Source organism: Halomonas sp. LMYGS-3 (assembly GCF_059509875.1).
The window spans coordinates 48,246-68,025 of record NZ_JCAKFQ010000013.1 but is presented as its reverse complement, the minus strand read 5'-3'; the positions used below and the strand labels follow the sequence as shown (position 1 = coordinate 68,025).

General features: G+C 64.2%; 18 protein-coding genes and 1 tRNA gene. 12 read left to right on the top strand and 7 right to left on the bottom strand.

What is annotated here, in order from left to right; genetic code table 11:
- Nucleotides 1-64: 64 nt before the first annotated feature.
- The 3 genes from cgtA to rplU form a co-directional block, all read right to left on the bottom strand.
- Nucleotides 65-1,252: an Obg family GTPase CgtA gene (gene cgtA, locus AC5W54_RS13595; RefSeq protein WP_495962618.1), complete on the bottom strand. Its 1,188-nt coding sequence runs from the start codon at nucleotides 1,250-1,252 to the stop codon at nucleotides 65-67.
- Nucleotides 1,253-1,338: 86 nt separating this feature from the next.
- A complete protein-coding gene (rpmA, locus tag AC5W54_RS13590) occupies nucleotides 1,339-1,596 on the bottom strand; it encodes a 50S ribosomal protein L27 (RefSeq protein WP_110285334.1) in 258 nt (85 codons plus the stop codon).
- 34 nt (nucleotides 1,597-1,630) lie between these two features.
- The gene (gene rplU / locus AC5W54_RS13585; protein WP_102626716.1) at nucleotides 1,631-1,942 is read right to left on the bottom strand and encodes a 50S ribosomal protein L21; all 312 of its coding nucleotides are present in this window, start codon (nucleotides 1,940-1,942) and stop codon (nucleotides 1,631-1,633) included.
- Between the two features lie 257 nt (nucleotides 1,943-2,199).
- On the opposite strand from rplU, the gene ispB reads away from it, so the two are divergent.
- Together ispB and AC5W54_RS13575 are read left to right on the top strand one after the other, a co-directional pair.
- Nucleotides 2,200-3,201, top strand: coding sequence for an octaprenyl diphosphate synthase (ispB, locus tag AC5W54_RS13580; protein WP_495962617.1), 1,002 nt, complete (start codon nucleotides 2,200-2,202; stop codon nucleotides 3,199-3,201).
- A gap of 92 nt (nucleotides 3,202-3,293) precedes the next feature.
- Nucleotides 3,294-3,370, top strand: a tRNA-Pro gene (locus tag AC5W54_RS13575).
- A gap of 59 nt (nucleotides 3,371-3,429) precedes the next feature.
- Here AC5W54_RS13575 and AC5W54_RS13570 read toward each other — a convergent pair.
- Together AC5W54_RS13570 and AC5W54_RS13565 are read right to left on the bottom strand one after the other, a co-directional pair.
- Complete coding sequence (locus tag AC5W54_RS13570; protein ID WP_495962616.1) at nucleotides 3,430-3,882, bottom strand: universal stress protein; 453 nt, start codon at nucleotides 3,880-3,882, stop codon at nucleotides 3,430-3,432.
- 216 nt (nucleotides 3,883-4,098) lie between these two features.
- A complete protein-coding gene (locus AC5W54_RS13565; RefSeq protein ID WP_495962615.1) occupies nucleotides 4,099-5,004 on the bottom strand; it encodes a LysR family transcriptional regulator in 906 nt (301 codons plus the stop codon).
- A gap of 188 nt (nucleotides 5,005-5,192) precedes the next feature.
- Between AC5W54_RS13565 and cuyA the strand changes: the two genes are divergently transcribed.
- The 8 genes from cuyA to AC5W54_RS13525 all read left to right on the top strand — a co-directional run bounded on the left by cuyA (nucleotide 5,193) and on the right by AC5W54_RS13525 (nucleotide 13,719).
- Nucleotides 5,193-6,236 carry a D-cysteate sulfo-lyase gene (cuyA, locus tag AC5W54_RS13560; protein WP_495962614.1) on the top strand — a complete coding sequence of 348 codons (1,044 nt, stop codon included), beginning with the start codon at nucleotides 5,193-5,195 and terminating at the stop codon, nucleotides 6,234-6,236.
- A 67-nt stretch (nucleotides 6,237-6,303) separates the two neighbouring features.
- Nucleotides 6,304-7,620 carry a histidinol dehydrogenase gene (hisD, locus tag AC5W54_RS13555; protein ID WP_495962613.1) on the top strand — a complete coding sequence of 439 codons (1,317 nt, stop codon included), beginning with the start codon at nucleotides 6,304-6,306 and terminating at the stop codon, nucleotides 7,618-7,620.
- Between the two features lie 10 nt (nucleotides 7,621-7,630).
- The gene (locus tag AC5W54_RS13550; protein ID WP_495962612.1) at nucleotides 7,631-8,830 is read left to right on the top strand and encodes a DegT/DnrJ/EryC1/StrS family aminotransferase; all 1,200 of its coding nucleotides are present in this window, start codon (nucleotides 7,631-7,633) and stop codon (nucleotides 8,828-8,830) included.
- A gap of 39 nt (nucleotides 8,831-8,869) precedes the next feature.
- Nucleotides 8,870-9,853, top strand: coding sequence for a TRAP transporter substrate-binding protein (locus AC5W54_RS13545; protein ID WP_495962611.1), 984 nt, complete (start codon nucleotides 8,870-8,872; stop codon nucleotides 9,851-9,853).
- A 68-nt stretch (nucleotides 9,854-9,921) separates the two neighbouring features.
- Entirely contained in the window at nucleotides 9,922-10,482 is a 561-nt protein-coding gene (locus AC5W54_RS13540; RefSeq protein WP_495962610.1) for a TRAP transporter small permease, read from the top strand.
- Nucleotides 10,479-11,762: a TRAP transporter large permease gene (locus AC5W54_RS13535; protein WP_495962609.1), complete on the top strand. Its 1,284-nt coding sequence runs from the start codon at nucleotides 10,479-10,481 to the stop codon at nucleotides 11,760-11,762. Before AC5W54_RS13540 ends, AC5W54_RS13535 begins: the two co-directional genes overlap by 4 nt.
- 22 nt (nucleotides 11,763-11,784) lie before the next feature.
- A complete protein-coding gene (cuyB, locus tag AC5W54_RS13530) occupies nucleotides 11,785-12,537 on the top strand; it encodes a cysteate racemase (RefSeq protein WP_495962608.1) in 753 nt (250 codons plus the stop codon).
- Between the two features lie 126 nt (nucleotides 12,538-12,663).
- Entirely contained in the window at nucleotides 12,664-13,719 is a 1,056-nt protein-coding gene (locus AC5W54_RS13525; RefSeq protein WP_495962607.1) for a YeiH family protein, read from the top strand.
- Between the two features lie 131 nt (nucleotides 13,720-13,850).
- Here the strand turns inward: AC5W54_RS13525 and AC5W54_RS13520 are convergent, their stop codons facing one another.
- Nucleotides 13,851-15,413, bottom strand: coding sequence for a phospholipase D family protein (locus AC5W54_RS13520; RefSeq protein ID WP_495962606.1), 1,563 nt, complete (start codon nucleotides 15,411-15,413; stop codon nucleotides 13,851-13,853).
- Complete coding sequence (locus AC5W54_RS13515) at nucleotides 15,400-15,642, bottom strand: hypothetical protein (RefSeq protein ID WP_495962605.1); 243 nt, start codon at nucleotides 15,640-15,642, stop codon at nucleotides 15,400-15,402. Before AC5W54_RS13515 ends, AC5W54_RS13520 begins: the two co-directional genes overlap by 14 nt.
- A gap of 122 nt (nucleotides 15,643-15,764) precedes the next feature.
- Between AC5W54_RS13515 and AC5W54_RS13510 the strand changes: the two genes are divergently transcribed.
- Entirely contained in the window at nucleotides 15,765-16,565 is an 801-nt protein-coding gene (locus AC5W54_RS13510; RefSeq protein ID WP_495962604.1) for a TlpA family protein disulfide reductase, read from the top strand.
- Nucleotides 16,566-16,717: 152 nt separating this feature from the next.
- Nucleotides 16,718-19,681 carry an RNA polymerase-associated protein RapA gene (gene rapA / locus AC5W54_RS13505; protein WP_495962603.1) on the top strand — a complete coding sequence of 988 codons (2,964 nt, stop codon included), beginning with the start codon at nucleotides 16,718-16,720 and terminating at the stop codon, nucleotides 19,679-19,681.
- Nucleotides 19,682-19,780 lie beyond the last annotated feature (99 nt).

The window sequence follows — 19,780 nt, the reverse complement described above, 5'->3', positions numbered from 1 at the left end:
TTGCAAATGAGCATCTTGAGCCAATTTTTAACGCCGTATGGCCGAGCGCAGCCAGTTCCTGCCACTAGGGGGCGTATTCGACTTCGACGTCGTAGTCATCATCATCGAAGTCGTCGTCATCCTCGTCGTCGCGCTTGCGCCGGCGTCCCAGCCGCGCCTCGGCACGGGCCACCGCCTCGTCCTCCATGCGCGCCCGCATCTCGCGCTCGCGCTCGGCGGCTTCCTCGTCCTCGTTCTCCAGCCGGCGCTGCTCGGTGAGCCAGCGATGGGCGGCCTGCACCAGGGCGTCGGTGCCTTCGCCCGAGATCGCCGAGATGCAAAACACCGGCCCCTCCCAGGCCAGTCGACGGACCATCTCGTCGACCCGTGCCTCGCGCTCCTCTGCCGGCAGCAGGTCGAGCTTGTTGATCACCAGCCAGCGCGGCCGCTCGGCCAGGGCCGGCGAGAACTGGCCCAACTCGTGGATGATCGCTTCGGCGGCCGCCACCGGGTCGGACTCATCGAAGGGCGCCACGTCGACAACGTGAAAGAGCAGTCGGGTACGGGTCAGGTGCTTGAGGAAGCGCAGCCCCAGGCCGGCACCGTCGGAAGCCCCTTCGATCAGCCCGGGCACATCGGCCATCACGAAATGCTCGTGGGTGCCGAGCTTCACCACTCCCAGGTTGGGCACCAGGGTAGTGAAGGGATAGTCGGCGACCTTGGGCTTGGCCGCCGAGACCGCGCGGATCAGCGTCGACTTGCCGGCGTTGGGCATGCCGAGCAGGCCCACGTCGGCCATCACCTTCATCTCGAAGCGCAGGTTGCGGCGCTCGCCCTCGGTGCCCGGCGTGGTGCGCCGCGGCGCGCGATTGGTCGACGACTTGAAGTGGATGTTGCCGAGCCCCCGGCGACCACCCTGGGCCACCAGCACCACCTGGCCGATCTCGGTGACGTCGGCGATCACCTCGAGGGTGTCCTCGTCGATCACCGTGGTGCCCACCGGCACCTTGACGTGCAGGTCCTCGCCGGCCTTGCCGCTCATCTGTCGCCCCATCCCGGGCTGGCCGTTCCGGGCCTTGTAGAAGCGCTGGTACTTGAAGTCGATCAGGGTATTGAGCGCATCGTCACCGATCAGGTAGACGCTGCCGCCATGGCCACCATCGCCACCGTCGGGCCCACCCCTGGGCACGTACTTCTCACGACGGAAGCTGAGGCAGCCGTTACCGCCATTGCCGGCTTCCACGATGATCGAGGCTTCGTCGACGAACTGCATCTGTCACTCTCCAGACGGCGACCTGCCGTCATGATACAAGAAGGCCCCGCCTGGGCGGGGCCTTCCTGCTGCAACTCCGCGCGCGCTCAGGCAGAGACGACGCTGACGAACTTGCGGTTCTTCGGACCCTTGGTCTCGAACTTGATCACACCGTCGCTCAGGGCGAACAGGGTGTGATCGCGACCCAGGCCGACGCCGGTCCCGGCGTGGAACTTGGTGCCGCGCTGGCGGACGATGATGTTGCCGGCGGTCACCGCCTGGCCACCATAGAGCTTGACGCCAAGGCGCTTGGATTCGGAATCGCGGCCGTTACGCGTGGAGCCCGCTGCCTTCTTGTGAGCCATTGCAAATACCTCGCTCGTTCAGGGGAGTGACCGCTTAGGCGGAGATCCCGGTGATCTTGACTTCAGTGAACCACTGGCGGTGGCCCTGACGCTTCATGTGGTGCTTGCGGCGACGGAACTTGATGATGGTCACCTTGTCGCCACGACCGTGGGAGACGACCTCGGCCGCCACCTTGGCACCGTCGACCAGCGGCGCGCCGACCTTGACGTCGTCGCCATCGGCGACCAGCAGCACCTCGTCGAACTCGACGGCTTCGCCGGTCGGCACTTCCAGCTTCTCGAGCTTGAGAGTCTGGCCTTCCTGAACGCGGTACTGCTTGCCACCGCTCTTGATAACTGCGTACATGCTTCTCTCTCCGGAACTCATCGGGGGTTGGCTCTTCATCGGCCTGCTTCGAGTGGCGCCCCTTTCGGCAACCATCTGACAGGGAGCATGATGAGTGGGCCGCGTATTATAACCAGGTGCGCAGCGCCATACAACCTGCCCTCGAGCTCGCCCCATGGCCGGCCGGAGCCCGTGACGCTTCGCCTTGACGCCCCCATGGGGGGCCCATAGCATGACCGGCAACCCAAGGCCCCCCTTTACTCTGCGATATCGCCTACATGCCTGCCAACGCCTCGCCGCCCACCACCACCGCCACCCCCTCGCCCATCCATGCCGTGGTCGCCGAGGACTTCGCCGCCGTCGACCGCACCATCATGGCCCAGCTCGCCTCGCGGGTGCCGCTGGTCGAGTCCATCGGCCAGTACATCATCGAGAGCGGCGGCAAGCGCCTGCGCCCGCTGCTGGTGCTGCTGGCCGCCCGCTCGCTGGGCTACGAGGGCGACCAGCACATTACCCTGGCGACCCTGATCGAATTCATGCACACCTCGACCCTGCTGCACGACGACGTGGTCGACGAGTCGCACATGCGCCGCGGCAAGGCCACCGCCAACGACGCCTGGGGCAATGCGCCCTCGGTGCTGGTGGGTGACTTCCTCTACTCCCGCTCCTTCCAGATGATGGTCGGCGTGGGGTCGATGCGGATCATGGCCGTGCTGTCGGGCGCCACCTGCACCATCGCCGAGGGCGAGGTGCAACAGCTCACCAACGTGGGCAACCCGGACACCGACGAGACCGCCTACTTCGAGACCATCCAGGGCAAGACCGCCATGCTGTTCGAGGCGGCCTCCCACAGCGGCGCCATCCTCGCCGGGGCCACCCCCGAACAGGAAGCCGCCCTGCAGCACTACGGTCGCTACCTGGGGCTGGCCTTCCAACTGATCGACGACCTGCTCGACTATCAGGGCGATGCCGAGGCCATGGGCAAGAACGTCGGCGACGACCTGGCCGAAGGAAAGCCGACCCTGCCGCTGATCCAGGCCATGGCCGCCGGCACCCCCGACCAGACCCGCCTGGTCCGCCAGGCGATCCGCAAGGGCGGGCTCGATCACCTCGACGAGGTCCTGGCCATCGTCCACGAGACCGGCGCCCTGGACTATACCCGCGCCCGCGCCGAGGAGATGGCCGCCAAGGCCCTGGAGCAGCTCGAACGGTTGCCGGCCAGCCCCTACCGCGACAGCATGGCCGAACTCGCCCGCATGGCGGTGGATCGCCAGGCCTGACAACGGGATACCCGCCCGGGGGCTTGCACGACAGCGGCGTTTGCGTATAATGCGCTTCCGTCGGAGGGGCGACACGCCTCGCGACGAAAGATCGGAGTATAGCTCAGCTTGGTAGAGCGCTGCCTTCGGGAGGCAGAGGTCGTAGGTTCGAATCCTGCTACTCCGACCAAGAATTCCAGGGCCCTGCGAGAGATCGCAGGGCCCTTGTCGTATCCGCCGGTGGTGCGCTCAGGTCACGGTGATCACGGTGCACTTGGCCGTGTGGCTGACCCGGTGGGAGACGCTGCCGAAGACCATGCCGCGCACATCGCTCACGCCACGGCTGCCCATGACGATGGCATCGACCCCGAGCGATTCGGCATGGTCGACGATTCGCTTCGCCGGCCACCCCTGGAAGATGTGTTCATCGACTTCCAGCCCGGAGAGGTCGACGCAGCTGCGAGCCTTCTCGATCACCTGCCGCCCCTCCTCCTTCATCTCGCTCGCCAACTTGTCGCGCTGCTCCTGGGAGAAGGGCTCGGCGGTTCCCCCGAGAAACAGGCCCATGTTATCCGGCGGAAATTCGGTGACGCTCACCAGGTGCAACCGTGCGGACGACGCACGAGCTAACTGCGCGGCGACGGCCAGTGCCTTTTCGGCATGGGTCGAACCGTCGACGGGAACGAGAATGGACTGGTACATGGTATCTACCCTGCGGCGACGAAACGGGGCACCATCGGGCGCCCCTCCTGAGTCAAAGCCTAGCCGCTGCCCGCGGATAGGCAATGACCTGGATCAAGCCCCTCAGTCAAACTCCGGGAGCAGCATGACCACGGCGAAGATCGTCGCTCCGCTCGGCTCCAGCGCCCCGGCCCTGACTCCACAGCAGCTCGCACCCAATAACTGCCAGCCATCCCGCTAGACAGTGGGTGGCCGATCATTGATCAGCGCCCATAATTGATCCGCCGCAGAAGCACCGTCACCAGGTTGTCTGTAACAGGCCACCACCAGCATGGGGCCTCCCAGCTGCTCCAACAGCGAGACGAGCTTCCCCGACTCCAGGTCCGCTTCGATCAGGCCATGTGGTAACCAGCCGATGCCCAGGCCCGCCAGCGACAGCTCACGTATGCCTATCGTGAAGGCGGTTTCACACACCAGTTCGACGTCATAGCGGCGCTGCAGATCCAGCAGGTATGGGGAAGCCAGCACACCGCCCAGAAAGCTGCTGGGGTCGTAGCCAATCAACGGCAGCCGGGTCTGGCTTTCCAGATCGAAGATCGGTTGGCCGAGTCGATCGGCGGCACACACCGGGACGAGCTGCTCACTGCCCAGCAACACCCGCTCCACTTCCGCGCGATCCACCAGCAGTGGCGAGCCCTCGAGCTCGCTGCACAGCAGCAGGTCCGCATCGCCCCGCTGGAAGTCGCGGATGCAATCGCTGCGGTCCGAGGATCGCACCTGCAACCTGGCCTGTGGGGCATGAAACCGAAAGTGACGCAGCAAGCGGGGCAGATAGCTGACCGTCAGGGTGTGCTGCGTGGTCAGGATGGCGCGGGGCCCGTGCGCCGCATCCGCCCGGATGCGGCCTCTCAGGGCATACAGGTGCGCCAGCCAGTCACGCAGCGAGGCTTCATAGGCTTGCGCATGGGGCGTGAGTGCGAGGCGCGGCGAGTGGCGGTCGATCAGCTCCACCCCCAGCCAGTCCTCCAGTTGACGGATGCGGCGCGAGAACGCGGGCTGGGTGACATGGCGGCGCTCTGCTGCCTGCGAAAAGGTGCCCGCCTCGATGAGCGAAAGAAAATCCTCAATCCACTCGATTTTCATGATGACTCTCTAAAAAACATGAGTTAAGTAGACGCAAGCTCTAAGTATGCAAAAAATTAATCGCTTGCCAGTATCTTGGCATTAGTCGGGGCAAGCCGGTAGGCACTAATTTTACGAGCAGACCTAGCAATGGCGGACAGTGGTTCGCCGCCCGCTCCCTGGACGCTGGTCATCAAGAGAGCACGCTCATGCAGAAAATTACTCGCCTGGAGGCCCGCATGCATCTGTCCCGTTTCCCCCGCATCCGTCTTGGCCATTTGCCGACACCGCTGGAGCCGATGGATAACCTGAGCCGCCTGCTGGGTGGACCACGCCTATGGATCAAGCGCGATGATTGCACTGGCCTGTCCACGGGTGGCAACAAGACGCGCAAACTGGAGTTTCTGATGGCCGACGCCCTGGAGAACGGGGCCGATACCATCATCACCCAGGGTGCCACCCAGTCGAACCATGCGCGCCAGACCGTTGCGGCGGCCTGCAAGCTGGGACTCGAGTGCCACATCCTGCTCGAGGATCGCACCGGCAGTGACGATCCCGCCTACAACTACAACGGCAATGTGTTCCTCGACCAGTTGCACGGCGCAACGGTCAGCAAGCGTGCCGGTGGCGCCGATATGGCGGCCGAGATGGCCTTGCTGGCCGACAGGCTGAAGGAAGATGGCAAGCGGCCCTACATCATCCCCGGCGGGGGCTCCAACGAGATAGGGGCACTGGGTTACGTCAATGCCGCCCTCGAACTGCTGGCGCAGGCCAATGACATGGGGCTGCAGGTCGACCACCTCGTGCACGCCACCGGCAGCGCCGGCACTCAGGCAGGACTGGTAACGGGGCTTGCCGCCTGCCATGCGGGCATTCCGGTGCTCGGCATCGGCGTGCGAGCGCCCAGGGACAAGCAGGAAGCCAACGTGTTCGCCCTGGCCCAGAAGACCGAGGCCAAGCTGGGGCTGTCGGGGGTGGTGGCCAGGGAGGACGTGGTGGCCAACTGCGACTATGTCGGCGAGGGCTATGGCATTCCCACGCCGAGCATGGTGGAAGCGGTCACCCTGCTGGCACGCCATGAAGGCATCCTGCTCGACCCGGTCTATTCCGGCAAAGGCATGGCCGGTCTGATCGACCTGATTCGCAAGGGTCACTTCAAGGAAGGCGAGAACGTGGTGTTCCTGCACACCGGTGGCAGCGTCGCCCTGTTCGGCTACCCCGGGGCCTTCCATTTTCCCGACTACATGGCGTGACGACGCCCGGGCCAGGCTGATCGCCCCCGGCCAGGTTCAGGAATTCAGCACCACTGCGGAGAGCACAATGACAATTCGACACCTCAAGTCGGCCGAGGCCGCCGACACGGTTGCCGCCGAAGATCAGCGGATCACCTCATCGGTGCAAGCCATGCTCGACGATATCCGGGCGCGGGGTGAGCACGCGGTTCGAGAGTATGCCGAGAAGTTCGATGGTTGGACGGGAGATTTCATCCTCAGCGACGAGAAGCGCCAGCGGCTCATCGCCACGGTGCCTCAATCCATCAAGGACGACATCGACTTCGCTCACCGTCAGATCCGGCGCTTCGCCGACGCCCAACGCGACAGCCTCGTCTCCTTCGAGATCGAGACCGAGCCCGGCGTCGTGCTTGGGCAGCGGGTGCTGCCGGTGGGATGCGCCGGCTGCTACATACCGGGCGGTCGCTACGCCCATGTCGCTTCGGCACTGATGAGTGTTGCCACCGCCAAGGCGGCCGGGGTGCCGCATGTGGTGGCCTGTTCGCCACCACGTGGAGACAGCATCGATCCGGCGGTGGCGTATGCCCTCGAGGTGGCCGGGGCGGACGTGATCCTGGAGATGGGGGGCGTGCACGCCATGGCCAGCATGGCCTTTGGCCTGTTCGGCGGCCGCGAGGCCGATATCCTGGTCGGGCCGGGCAATGCCTATGTGGCCGAGGCCAAGCGGCTGCTGTTCGGGCAGGTCGGTATCGACGTCTTCGCCGGGCCGACCGAGTCCGCCATCATCGCCGATGACTCGGCTGATCCGATGACCATCGCCGTCGATCTGGCCTCTCAGGCAGAGCATGGCCCCAACTCCCCGGTATGGCTGTTCACTACCAGTGAACGCCTGGCGCAGAAGGTCATCGAGTTGATGCCCAAGGTTGCCGATGACATGCCCAACGCCGAGGTGATTCATGCCGCATGGCGGGATTTCGGTGAAGTGATCGCGGGTGACAGCCGAGAAGAGATCGTCGACGTCAGCGATCGATACGCCTGCGAGCACCTTCAGGTCCTGTGCGAGGACCTCGACTGGTGGAAGGAGCACCTGAGCAACTACGGCTCGCTGTTCCTCGGCGAAGGCAGCACCGTCACCCACGGCGACAAGTGCTCGGGAACCAACCACATCCTGCCGACAAAGCGTGCCGGCCGCTACAGCGGCGGCCTCAATGTGCACAAGTTCATGAAGGTGTTGACCACCCAGCAGCTCAGTCAGGAAGCCAATCGCACGTTCAGCGCGGTGGGCTCGCGGATTTCACGCGTCGAGGGCATGGAAGGACACGCCCGCGCCTGTGACTGGCGATTGACCAAGTACTTCCCCGGTGAGCAGTGGGAATTCCCCGTCTACCAGCAGCAGCGCCATTGAGGTAACTGACATGCGTCGTTTCTCGAAATCCTTCACCCAGCAGGAGCCACTCTCCGAGGCCTCGATCGAGGCAGCGGTGGCGGTGATGCGGTCGGGGCGGCTGCATCGCTACAACCTGGTCGAAGGGGAGCAGGGTGAAACCGCGCTGCTGGAGCGGGAGTTCGCCGCCAGCCTGGGCGTTCCCTATGCGCTTGCCTGCGCATCGGGGGGCTATGCCCTGCAACTGGCACTGCGCGCCTGCGGGCTCGCGCCGGGTGAGCCGGTGCTGTGCAATGCCTTCACCCTGTCCCCTGTGCCGGGCAGCATACACGCGGCCGGTGGTGAAGCCGTGCTGGTGGATATCCTGGATGACACCACAGTGGATCCCCATGACCTGGCCGCAGCCGCGCAGGAAACCGGGGCTCGCCTCTTCATGCTGTCGCATATGCGCGGCCACATCGGTGACATGGATGCCATCATGGCGGTATGTGACGAGCATGACATTACCTTGATCGAAGACTGTGCCCACACCATGGGCGCCAGTTATTCCGGAAAGCCAAGCGGCACCTTCGGCAAGGTAGGTTGCTTCAGCACCCAGACCTACAAGCATCTCAATTCGGGAGAGGGCGGCCTGCTGACCACGAACGATCCCGAGGTGATGCGCCGGGCGGTGATCATGTCGGGGTCCTACATGCTCTATGACCGCCATCTGGTGGTGCCGGAGGCCGAGTCCTTCAGCGAGACGCGACTGGTGACGCCCAATATGAGTGGCCGCATGGACAACCTGCGTGCGGCGATCCTGCGCCCGCAGTTGGCCGAGCTCGCGTCGCGCAAGGAACGCTGGAACGCGCTCTATCGTCGCCTGGAGGCTCGCCTGGCTGACATGGCGCTGGTCCAACCCATCCCCCGTCACGAGAAAGAAGATTTCGTTGGCAGTTCGATCCAGTTCCGTCTGCCATCGTTGACTCATGACCAGATAGCGCAATTCATCTCTGGCTGTGAAGCGCGCGGCATCCCCCTCAAGTGGTACGGGAAAGCACAACCAGAAGAGTACACCAGCCGCTACGACAGCTGGGGCTATCTCCCAGCCACGCGACCATTGCCGAACGCGGACCGTGTGTTGGCTACTCTCTGCGACCTTCGGCTTCCTCTGACATTTAACGAGCAGGAGTGTGATGACATTGTCCACCTGATGGGCGATGCCATGGAACAGGCAACGAATCAAGCATAACCGAGCAGCACCACTTTTCAGCAGACTGGAGTAATAACAATGTTAAAGAAGACACTTATCGCAACCGCTATCCTGGCTACATTGACTGCCCACACCGCTCAGGCCAGAACCTTCCAGGTGGGAATGGGCGACCCGATGGACTCTGATATGGGAGCCCTGGCACAGCGCTTCGCCGAATTGGTCGAGCAGTACTCCGATGGTGAAATGACCGTTGACCTGTTTCCTGGTGGCCAGCTTGGTCCTGAAACCGGGATGATCCAGGATACCCGAATCGGCTCACTTGACATGGCATTTATTGGTGTCGGCAACTTGACGCCTTATGCATCCAGGCTTGGCGCACTGACCATGCCTTATTCATTGCGAAGCCATGCCGATGCCGTCAAAGCAACCACTGGCCCTCTGGCTGAGCGCTGGGACGAGATTGCAAAGGAACAAGCTGGTGTAAAAATCGTCAGTTGGTTGTACTCCAACTTCCGCTTCCTGACCAACTCAGCCCGCCCGGTACGAAACCTTGACGATCTTCAAGGGCTGAAAGTACGCGTACCCCAAAATGAAATGATGCTGGCCACCTATGAGGCATGGGGGGCCAACCCTATCAGCATGTCATGGCCAGAGGTATTCACTGCTCTTCAACAGGGTGTGGTCGACGGCCAGGACAATCCCTACATTGTCAATCACACCATGAAGTTTCACGAGGTTCAGGATTACCTGACCGAAGTTCACCATCAATACTCTCTTCAACCTCTCGTTATGGGAGTGAGGACTTACGATGCACTATCGGAAGAGGAGCGAGCGATCATTGACAAAGCAGGAAAGGATGCACAGCTCTATGCACTTCAGTTTCAGCTGACAGGGGCTGTCGAGGCTCGCGCCGCCATGGAGGCCGAGGGGGTCGAAGTGATGACTCTGGAAGATGAGGAAGAGTGGATTCGCATCGTGCAGGAGCAAGTGTGGCCGGAATTCTACGACAAAATCGGTGGCCAAGAAGCTTTCGAAGAGATGCTGTCCATTCTGGGCTACTGATCCGCGCTAGGCCGGGGGCTGTTACCTCCCGGCCTTACCTGCACTCTTGGCTTGATAGGGTGGCGCTCGTGTTTAAATTTATCAACAATATCGAAGATTATGCCTGCCGCTTCCTGCTTGGCCTTTTTGTGGTCCTGATTTTTGCTCAAGTAGTAATGCGAGCCACACTTGGCATAGGCATGGCATGGATAGAGGAATTGGCTCGCTACTCCTTTGTCTGGTTTGTCTTCCTGGGTGCTGCACATGCAGCGCACCTGGGTGCTCATAACCGCTTGCAGGTACACATCAACCTTCTTCCCAAACACATTGCGAACAGCTTGTTGCTATTCGTTGACCTGATATGGGTTGGATTCTGCTTGACACTGGCATGGAAGAGCCTTTCCCTCATTGAACTTCTGATTCAGTTCCCCTACATCACGCCTGCTATGGGTTGGTCACTGGCATACGTTTACATGGTATTCCCGGCCGCTTTCGTCCTGATGGCTTTTCGTGTCTTGCAAGTACAATACCTGAAGCTTGTCAAGGGCATTGAAATCGGAAACGTTGATCAGGAACAAGTGGACTTGATGATCGAGGGCGAGCTAAGCAGCAGCAAGCCTTCAGACAATAAGGGAGATGAAAAATCATGACCGCGGCTCTCCTCTTGTTCTCGGTTTTTGGTGGCTTGCTTTTGCTTGGAGCACCTATTGTAGTAGCCCTAGGCATTTCATCGATGTCGGTCTATGTACTGAGTGGCAGAGATATCAGCTCCATGGTGGAGCTCGGTTTTTCTGCCTTGAATTCATTCCCCTTGATGGCATTGCCTGCATTCATTCTCGCAGGGGCACTGATGGGTGACTCTGGCATAGCACGACGACTTATCAAAATTGCAGAAGAGCTTGCTGGTCCCGCTGCTGGCGGCCTGGGTGCCGCTGCAGTTATAGCTTGCATGTTTTTCGGGGCCATATCAGGGTCTGGCCCGGCAACCACTGCTGCAGTCGGGATGTTAGTCATTCCAGCCATGATCGAAAGAGGTTATGGACGAAGCTATCCCGCTGCGATCACAGCGACTGCTGGCGGTTTAGGTGTTGTCATACCCCCAAGCATGCCGTTGATAATTTATGGTGTTACGGGCGGACAATCCATAACTGCGCTTTTTTTAGCCGGGGCCATACCTGGAATCATCCTGGGTTTGGGCTTGATGCTTGCCAACTATATCGTTGCCAAGCGCAATGGCTACCAGACGCAAGGAGATCGCTATGATTGGCGGCGCATTCTAAAAGTACTGAAAGAAGGCTTTTGGTCCTTGATGGCTCCAGTCGTAATTCTTGGCGGCATTTACTCTGGCACCTTCACACCGACTGAAGCCGCTGTAGTGTCGATTTTTTATGCTCTTTTTGTTGGCATCTTCATCCACAAGGAATCCTCTTTACGGGGAATAGGCAGTTCATTCGAGAGTGCTACCTGGCTGACTGGCCGCGTCTTGATCATCATGTTTACAGCGACTGCCTTCGGCCGCGTACTGGTGGAAAATCATATACCGGCCATGATTGCCCAGGGCATCCTCGACATCACCACCAACCTTTGGATGGTGTGGATATTGGTCATCATGTTTTTGCTTTTCGTCGGCATGTTTATCGAAATCCTTGCTGTCATCATGATCGTAACTCCTGTTCTTTTGCCAGTAATGGTTGAGCTTGGCGTCGACCCCATTCACTTTGGTATCGTCCTGGTAGTCAGCCTCGGCATCGGATTCTCGACCCCTCCACTGGGCGAGAACATGTTCATAAGCTCTAGCATTGCCAATGTATCCATTGAGCGCATTTCAGTAAGGGCCCTGCCACTGGTCGGTTCCATGATAGTGATTGCACTCCTGCTGGCATTCTTCCCTCAGATTACGCTGTGGCTGCCGCGACTGATGGGCTTCTGAAAACGAATTGACAGGAAAACCGATGACGACACATAAAAGCGACGCCACTATCCCGTCCACCATAGACAGCCATGTCATTGTCGGGGTGCTGGGCGGCATGGGCCCCGACGCCACGGTGGCATTCATGCAGCGAGTCATCGACGCCACCCCCGCACAGGACGACATCGATCACGTGCATCTGCTAGTGGATAACAACCCGAAAGTGCCCTCTCGGATCAAGGCGCTGATCGATGGTGACGGCGAAAATCCGGGTCCCGCGATTGCCGCCATGGCGCAGCGACTCGAAAAGGCTGGCGCCGACTTCCTGGTGATGCCATGCAACACCGCACACTATTACTGGCGGGATGCGCAGGACGCGGTGAGCATTCCCGTGTGGCATATCGTCGAGCGGACATTGGACGCCATCGTACGGCGCTTACCCGGCGCTCGGGTTGGCATGCTGTGCTCGCCCGCCTTGCGCAAGATTGGGCTATACGAGGGGTTTGCCGGAACGCGTGGCCTGTCACTGCTTTATCCCGATGATGAGGCGTCGGTGCTCGAGGTGATTCGTGCGGTCAAGCGCGGCCAAGGGCGTGCCCCCGACACGCTGGCGGCGTTTGCCCGAGCGGGCGCCGAGCTTGCTGAGCAACAGGCAGATGTCCTGGTGCTGGCTTGCACCGAGCTTTCCGTGATCGGGGATGAGCTGGAGGCGGCCATCCCCGTGGTCGATACCCTGCAAGTGCTGGCCGATGACGTCGTCGCGGCAGCCAACGCTGACGCCTTCCGATCACCGTGACCCTCGGCGCGGTTATCACCCGCCCGTCTTGTCCATTTTCCCTTCACGCATGTCTGCCTGGTTCGGCTGCTGCCGAGCCATGGCATCGTTCGCGCGGCATCAAGGGATGCGACCGGAGACTCATCGATGAAACCACGTACCTTTTCCGCTCGGCTTGCGACCTTGCGGGCGCTCCTTCATGGCTCGCTCGGGTATTATCGTGCCATCGGTCGCGGCCTGCTGGTGTGCATCACCATCGCCCTGGCCACCACGTTCATTGCCGACCACTATGGAGGGCCGACACTGCTCTATGCGTTGCTGTTCGGCATGTCGCTGCATTTCCTGAGCGAGGAAGGGCGTTGCCGAGAGGGGATCGAATTCGCGGCGCGTACGGTGCTTCGCCTGGGGGTGGCGCTGCTGGGCGCACGAATGACGCTGGAGCAGGTCGGAGACCTGGGCATGGGCCCGGTGCTTGCGGTGATCGTTTCGGTGGCACTGGTCATCCTCATGGGGGCCCTGCTTGCCAGGGCGCTTGGCCTGACACGTGATCTGGGACTGTTGACCGGTGGCGCGGTAGGGATCTGCGGTGCCTCGGCTGCCCTCGCCCTGTCGGCGGTGATGCCACGCGACGACACCAGCGAGCGCAATACCATTCTCACCGTGGTGGGGGTGACCACGCTCTCGACCATGGCCATGGTAATCTATCCTCTCATCGCCGGTGCCCTGGCACTCGCCAATACCCAGGCCGGGATCTTCCTGGGGGGAACCATCCACGATGTCGCCCAGGTGGTGGGGGCCGGCTACATGATCTCGGAGCAGACGGGCGACGTTTCCACGCTGGTCAAGCTAGTCCGCGTGGGGATGCTGGTGCCGGTGGTCATGGTGTTCATGTGGCTATTTCGCAAGTCACGCCGGGACGCCGGCGAGACAGCCCGGATGCCCATGCTGCCGGGCTTTCTGGTGGGTTTTGTCGTGCTGGTTGCGATCAACAGCCTCGGCGCGATACCTGAACCGGTGAACGAGGTGATGACGACCCTGTCGCGCTGGTGCCTGGTGACCGCAATCGCAGCCCTCGGCATCAAGACGTCCTTTCAGAAGCTGGCCGTGGTGGGCTGGCGACCGGTGATCCTCATGGTGCTAGAGACGCTACTGCTGCTCGCCGTAGTGCTTGGCATGGTGGTACTGGGTGGACTGGGAGCTTGATCGTGTACTGAGCGGCATCCGCGTTGACATAGTGCACTCTGCAGCCTGCTCCGTTGAGGTCGCGGTCAACGCATATCCTGCAGCAGGGGCAGCGTGTCCGCTGCTGCGCGAAGGACGCTGAACGCCCCCTCTCACAGCCAGCGCTCGAGCCGCAATACCCGACTCAGCCAGGCATTGAGGCGCCGCCAGGCATTGCCGGGCTCGCGCGCCAACCGAACGGGCTCCCCCTCGATCTCGGTCTCCCACTGCAACGACTCGCCCGTGCCCTCCTGCACCACGCGATAGCTCAGCCCGGGACCGGCGCCCACCTCGGTGAGTACCAGGAAGTCGGCGGCCAGGGCCTCGCTCTCGGCGAGCACCCCCACTTCGGTGTTCCACCATACCGAACGCGGGTCGGCATTGGCCGAGCCGACGAAGACCCTGTCGTCGTCGATGCCCATCGCCTTGATATGCAGCACCGAGGCCGAGGTGCCGGGGATGCCGATGGCGACCCCCTCGCCGTTGTCGGCCTCGGCGCGCAGCTCGAAGAGCGCCACGCCGCTTTCCAGCAGGTCGGAACGGTGGGCGGCATAGGCACCGTGCGCCGCCGGCACGTCGGTGGCCTCCAGCGAATTGGTGATCACCTGCACCTCGATGCCCGCCTCGGCGAGATCCTGCAGCAGCCGGCTGCCGGGGGCGGTCGGCACGAAGTAGGCGGATACCACCACCAGCCGCGTCTCGGGCACCGCCCGACGCTGCAGCTGGCCGGCCATGGTGCCGGCGAGCGCCGGCCGGCCCGGGTGCGCCGGCTTGCCGGGAGGATCCCACAGGGCCTCGCCCTCGCCCCAGTGCAGCGCGTCGACCAGCGGCTCCCGGGCACGAGCATCGTGCCGCTCGCGCAGGGCAGTGAAATAGACCGAGTCGCCCTGCTCCTCGAGCCAGGTAGCCAGCGAGGCGTGCAGTTCGCGCCAGGCTTCGGGGGAGGCGTGATGATAGCGGGCGACGGGCTGAGCCAGGCCGTGATTCCAGTAGAGGTCGAAGCTGCGCGACAACGGCTCCACCACCGGCCCCAGGGTCAGCAGGTCGAGATCGGCGAAGTTGCGCGGCTCGCTGGCGCTGTAGTACTCGTCGCCCAGGTTGCGCCCGCCGACGATGGCCAGGGCGTTGTCGGCGATCCATAGCTTGTTGTGCATGCGCCGATGCTGGCGGCCGAACACGGGGATCGTCGCCAGCACCCGGGCCGCCAGGTGGCCGCGCCCCACCGGCAGGGGGTTGTAGACCCGCACCTGGATGGCGGGGTGACTGTCCAGCGCCGCCAGGCGGGGCCCCTGCCCCACTGCCCCGATGTCGTCGATCAGCAGCCGTACTTGCACGCCTCGCTCGGCGGCTTCCAGCATCCGGTGCAGCAGCGCCCGGGTGGTGAGGCCATCCCCCATCAGGTAGGTCTGGATATCCAGGCGACGCTCCGCCCGGGCGGCGAGCAGGGCACGCACGGCGAAGGCGTCCTTGCCGTTGGCCAGCAGGGCGAAGCCACTCAGGCCCTCGCGGAAGGCCGCCCGCTGCTCGACCCAGCGCCCCAGGGAGGTCACCTCGGCCTCGGCGATGGGCAGGGCACTGGTATGCACGCGAGGTACCGGGGTGGTACAACCGCTCAGCAGCGCCAGCAGGCCGACGAGCGCGGCCAGCCGGCGCCAGCGCCACTCAGGCAGGATCATCGTCATCGTCCGCCAGCCGGCGTTCCAGTGCCTTGCGCGCCCGGTTGCGCCGGTACAGGCGCACCAGGGCGATCCACAGCGCCGCCACCAGCATCGCCGCCAGGGTCCACCCCTGCCAGGGCCGCGCGGCATCACCCATCAGGGTCTCGAGGGTGATGATGAGAATGAACCCCAGCGCCTGACTGGCAATGGCCAGGGCGCGCAGGGTATCGAAGGCAGGCTTGGCCATAAATGCTCCCGCACGAGTATGAGTGACAGCCTCGCACGCTGGCAGTAGGCTAGCCGTCAAGCCCGGCATTGTAACGTGCCTGCTCGCGAACGCCGACCCTCTCTCTGGAGCCTGACCCCGCCATGGACGCCATTGCCCTGGGCCCCGTACTACTCTCGGTCCCCCGACTCTATGCCCTCGCCGCCGCCCTTCTCGTGCTGCTGGCCAGTGCCTGGCTGCTCGGTCTGCCACGGCGCGCGCACGCCCGCTGGTTCAATGGCCTGGTACTGGCCTGGCTGGTCGGCGCCCGGCTGGGCCATGTGGCCCTGCACCTGGAGGCCTACGCTGCCGCCCCGCTGGACATCGTCAAGATCTGGCAGCCGGGCTTTCACGGCCTGTGGGGAATGGTGGCGGCGCTGATCTGGACCGGCTGGGCGCTGCGGACGAACCTGTTGCGCCTGATTGGCGCCATGGCGCTGGTGGTGGGTGGATCGAGCCTGTGGCTGGTGCTGGTGACCCTGGCCCCGCTGGGCGGCGACATGCCGCTGCGCGAACTGCCCGAGATCGCCCTGGAGAACCTCGAGGGCGAGCCGGTCGAGCTGCGGTCTCTGCGCGGCGAGTTGGTGGTGGTCAACCTCTGGGCCACCTGGTGCCCCCCCTGCCTGCGCGAGATGCCGCTATTGGCCGAGGCCGACACCCGCGACGGCGTCAGCGTGGTGGTGGCCAACCAGGGCGAGGACCTGCTGCAGGTGGTGCGCTATCTTGACGAGCAGGGCCTGGCGTTCCGCTATCCGCTGCTCGACCCGCAGCAGGAGCTGATGGTACTGATGGAGTCTCCCGGGCTACCCACCACGGTGCTGTTCGACGCCGAGGGGCGTGCCGTGGAGCGCCACGTCGGCGAGCTCAGTCGTGCCCAGCTCAACGGTTGGCTGAACCGCTACTGAGGGGCCTTCCGGGAGCACGCCTTACCATGGCGCCGAATGCAGCGCCATGCTTAAGCCGCGCCGGCCTTTGCTGTAAGATACCGCGCCCCGTTGCCGTCATCCCGGCGTCGACGGCGGACGAGCGCACCGTTTTCAGCATCCTCCGAGGCATCATGAGCGATTATTCACCCGGCCAGCGTTGGATCAGCGACGGCGAAGCCGAACTCGGCCTGGGCACCATTCTCGGCTGCGACTTCCGCAGCGTCACCGTTCTCTTCGGCGCCAGCCAGGAGACCCGCACCTACAGCAGCCACCAGGCCCCCCTCACCCGGGTGGCGTTCGGCAGCGGCGACCGCATCCAGGCCGCCGAGGGCTGGAGCCTGACCGTCGACGACAGCAAGGAGGTCGACGGCCTGATCGTCTACATCGGTGAGGATGATCGGGGCGAGCTGCGCGAACTGCCCGAGGCCCAGCTGGCCGACACCATGCAGTTCGACCAGGCCCGCGACCGGCTGCTCACCGGGCAGGTCGACCGCAACGACTGGTTCGACCTGCGCTTTCGCACCCTGCACCACTTCCATCGCGTCGAACAGAACCCGGCGCTGGGCCTGGCCGGCCCGCGCATCGACCTGATCCCCCACCAGCTCTATATCGCCGACGAGGTCGCCCGCCGCCATGCCCCCCGGGTCCTGCTGGCCGACGAAGTCGGCCTGGGCAAGACCATCGAGGCCGGCCTGATACTGCACCGGCTGCTGCTCACCGGCCGTGCCGAGCGGGCGCTGATCCTGGTGCCGGCGAGCCTCACCCACCAGTGGCTGGTGGAACTGCTGCGCCGCTTCGCCCTGGAAGTGACCCTGCTCGACGAGCAGCAGAGCCAGGCCCACGGCGAGGCCAATCCCTTCGAGGCCGGCCAGTTGGTGCTGGCCAGCCAGGACTGGCTGTTCGCCAACCCCCACCGCCAGGCCCAGGCCGAGGCCTGCGACTGGGACCTGCTGATCGTCGACGAGGCCCACCACCTCGATTGGTCCGACGAGGTGGTGGGCCCGGGCTACGCCAGCGTGGAGCGGCTGGCGGCGGCGGTACCGGGCCTGCTGCTGCTCACCGCGACCCCCGAGCAGATGGGCCTCACGAGCCACTTCGCCCGGCTCCGCCTGCTCGATCCGGACCGCTACCACAGCCTCGAGCGCTTCCGCGAGGAGGAGGCGCACTACGTCGAGGTGGCCGAGGCGATCGATGCCCTCGACCGCCTGCCCGGCGAGGCGACCGGCCGCAGCGACGTCGACCGCGAGCGGGTCACGGCGGTGATCGACGAGCCCGACAGCCTGGCGCTGCTCGAGACCCTGGCCAGTCATGAGAGCGACACGGCCCAGCGAGCCGCGGCCCGCGATCAGTTGCGCGACCAGTTGCTCGACCGCCACGGCACCGGCCGCGTGATGTTTCGCAACAGTCGCCGCCACGTGGGCGGCTTCCCCGAGCGTCGCCTGCATGTCGCCCACCTCGACCTGCCCTCCTCCTACCGCCGGGTGCTGCGTCGCCTGGAGCGTGACGAGGACTACCTGGACGAGCTGCTGATCGAGACCGGCCTCGACCACCCCGAGGTGCTGGTCTACCTCGACACCATGTACCGCGCGCTCGCCGACGACCCGCTCAATACCGAGCCCTGGTGGCAGTTCGATCCGCGCGTCACCTGGCTGCTGGAGCGGCTCGCCGACACCGAGGATGGCGGTTTCGCCGACGACAAGGTGCTGGTGATCGCTCACGATCGAGAGACCGCCCGCGGCCTCGCCGAGGGGCTGCGGGTGCTCGGCGGCCTCCATGCCCCGGTGTTTCACGAGGGGCTCTCGCTGGTGGAGCGTGACCGCGCCGCCGCCGCCTTCGCCGACGAGGAGGAAGGCTGCCAGGTACTGGTGTGCTCGGAGATCGGCTCGGAGGGGCGTAACTTCCAGTTCTGCCGTCACCTGGTGATGTTCGACCTGCCGCTGCATCCGGACCAGCTCGAACAACGCATCGGCCGACTCGATCGCATCGGCCAGCGCCACGCCATCGAGCTCCACGTGCCGGTGTTCGAGGGCAGCCCCGGCGAGCGGCTGCTGCGCTGGTATCGTGATGGCATGGACGCCTTCGGCACTCCCCACGGCGTGGGCAGCGAGATCGTCACCGCCTTCGGCGACGCCCTGGCCGACGCCCTGCTCGACGACGAGAGCCTGGCGGAGGTGATCGAGGAGACCCGGGCGCTGTTCGAGAGCCGCCTCGCCGAGCGCGATGCCGGGCGCAACCGGCTGTTGGAGCTCAACGCCTGCCGCCTTGAGCGTGCCGAGGCAGTCGCCGAGGTGATCCGCGAGCTCGACGAGGATCGCGCCCTGCCGCGCTATCTGGATCAGGCGCTGGACATCTTCGGCGTCGACAGCCGGGAACTCGGCGGCGGCATCCACCACCTGCAGCCGAGCCCACAGATGCTCGACGGCCTGCCGGGCCTGGTGAAGGGCGAGGAGGGCTTCTCGGCCACCTTCTCGCGGCTGCGCGCCCTGTCCCGCGACGACGTCCAGCACCTCTCCTGGGAGCACCCCCTGGTGCGTGAGATGATGGCCCGCATCCTCGACGGCACCATGGGCAACACCGCCCTGGCCCTGCTCAAGCACCCGTCGATCCCCGCCGGCCGGCTGATGGTCGAACTGGTCTTCCGCACCCACTGCCCGGCGCCCAGGCGCCTGCATCTCAACCGTTTCCTGCCGCCCACTGCGGTGCGGGTGCTGCTCGACGAGTCCGGCGCCAGCCTCAGCGACAAGGTCTCCTTCACCGGGCTTGCCAAGAACCTGCAGAAGGTCAAGAAGGCCATGGCCCGGGACCTGATCCGCAGTCGACACGACCAGCTGCGCGAGCTGATCGATCGCGGCGAGACGGAGGCCGAGCGCGAGCTCCCCTCCATTGTCGAGGCAGCCCAGAGGCGCATGCGCACCGAGCTCGACAGCGAGCTCAACCGCCTGGAGGCGCTGGCCCTGCACAACCCGGCGGTGCGCGCCGACGAGCTCCAGGCCCTGCGCGAGGAACGCCGCACCCTGGACGCCGCCATCGAGGGCACCCGCCTGCGCCTGGACGCCGTGCGGGTCATCGTCACCGTGGATCACGACAGCCGCTGACGCCATCGAGCCCGGATAATGCCTCGGGGCTGATCCGGCAACAGGCCTGCGAGGAGACGCTGCGACCCCGTCCCTGGGCGCTACCTTTGCCATCCCAGG